The following is a 1,532-nucleotide window of genomic DNA, read 5'->3' on the forward strand; positions in this document are numbered from 1 at the left end:
GATAAGCATGACTCAGTCCTCTCTTTTGCTTTTTTGTTTGTGGAAAATCAAAATTCGCAAAAATTGGACTGAGTTTCTTCGACACTCCTACCATTTTGAAAAGTTATTTAGAGATTTTTATTGTGTGTACATAACTGTGTACATTGTTATATTTTTTTAGTATTTATGGTTGTGTAACATAATGTATTTAAAGGATATTTTATTGTTTAATTGTGATTATCAGTTGATTACTACCGATGCCCAATTGCAGTCAGCCTGTGAACAGGCAAAAAAACATGCAAGAATTGCACTGGATACTGAATTTATACGTACACGGACGTATTATCCCCAATTAGGTTTGATACAACTATTTGATGGTGAACAACTTTCTTTGATTGATCCCCTCGGAATTTCGCAATGGCAGCCCTTTAGGGAGCTATTGACTGATCCGAATGTATTAAAGTTTATCCATGCTGGCAGTGAAGATTTAGAGGTTTTTAGTAATAGTTTTCAGTGCTTGCCAGAACCCATGATTGATACTCAGGTACTGGCTGCATTTATTGGTCATCCTATGTCATGTGGCTTTGCGACATTGGTTGCTGAGTATTTGCATACTGAATTGGATAAAAGTGAATCCCGCACTGATTGGTTGGCTCGGCCGTTGAGCGAAAAGCAATGTCAATATGCTGCGGCAGATGTCTACTATTTATTACCGCTGGCCGATATCTTGATGGAAAAAACAAGGCAAGTGGGGTACTTGGATGCGGCAAGAGATGAAAGTAACTTGATAGCACAACGCCGTAAAGAAGTATTGATGCCGGAATACGCTTATAAGGATATTGGTAACGCATGGCAATTGCGCCCAAGGCAATTGGCTTGTTTGAAAAAACTGGCTGCATGGCGTTTAAATCAGGCTCGTGAGCGCGATCTGGCAGTCAATTTCGTGATCCGCGAAGAAAATTTATGGCAGGTTGCCCGTTATATGCCAACTTCTTTGGCAGAATTGAATGCGCTGGGTTTGAGTGGACAAGAAATTCGTTGCCATGGTCGCCGATTATTGGCAATGGTTGCAGAGAGCAGAGATATTCCAGAAGAAGAATGTCCGGCTCAAATTGTGAATTTAGTTGATTATCCTGGTTATCGTAAGGCGTTTAAAGAAATTAAATCATTGGTCACTCAGGTGGGGGAATCTCATCATTTCAGTGCTGAACTGCTGGCTTCTCGCCGCCAAATTAATCAGTTACTTTGTTGGCATTGGAAATTGAAAGCGCCGGAGTATCAACCTGAGTTAATCAGAGGTTGGCGAGGCAAGTTGCTGGCTGAATCTATTGCTGAAATATTGGCAAATTATTCGCAGGAATAGGATTAATTCAATCACCATTATGGTCTTGTTTGCGAGATATAAACAATCACATAGCAGGATATAAATTTGATTCCCTGCCTGGGTCATGATTCCAATTTATTGATAGTGACGAATGTTCAAATAATACCCAATGACTCTGTCATGCATTTCTATGGATTTTGAAAAAGATAAGGTCTTGCGAGTCAGTCTT

General features: G+C 39.9%; 2 protein-coding genes. One reads left to right on the forward strand and one right to left on the reverse strand.

Going from position 1 to position 1,532, the window contains the following annotated elements; translation table 11 throughout:
* Positions 1–181 precede the first annotated feature (181 nt).
* Positions 182–1,342 (forward strand): ribonuclease D, encoded by a 1,161-nt coding sequence (rnd, locus tag IQ211_RS19160; protein WP_189761383.1) that lies wholly within the window; start codon positions 182–184, stop codon positions 1,340–1,342.
* A 96-nt stretch (positions 1,343–1,438) separates the two neighbouring features.
* On the opposite strand, the gene IQ211_RS19165 is transcribed toward rnd, so the two are convergent.
* The coding region (locus IQ211_RS19165; RefSeq protein ID WP_228011597.1) for an IS1 family transposase at positions 1,439–1,532 on the reverse strand (94 nt) is incomplete at its 5' end.

Origin of the sequence: Xenorhabdus griffiniae (assembly GCF_015163655.1) — a bacterium.
Taxonomy (GTDB): Bacteria; Pseudomonadota; Gammaproteobacteria; order Enterobacterales; family Enterobacteriaceae; genus Xenorhabdus; species Xenorhabdus griffiniae.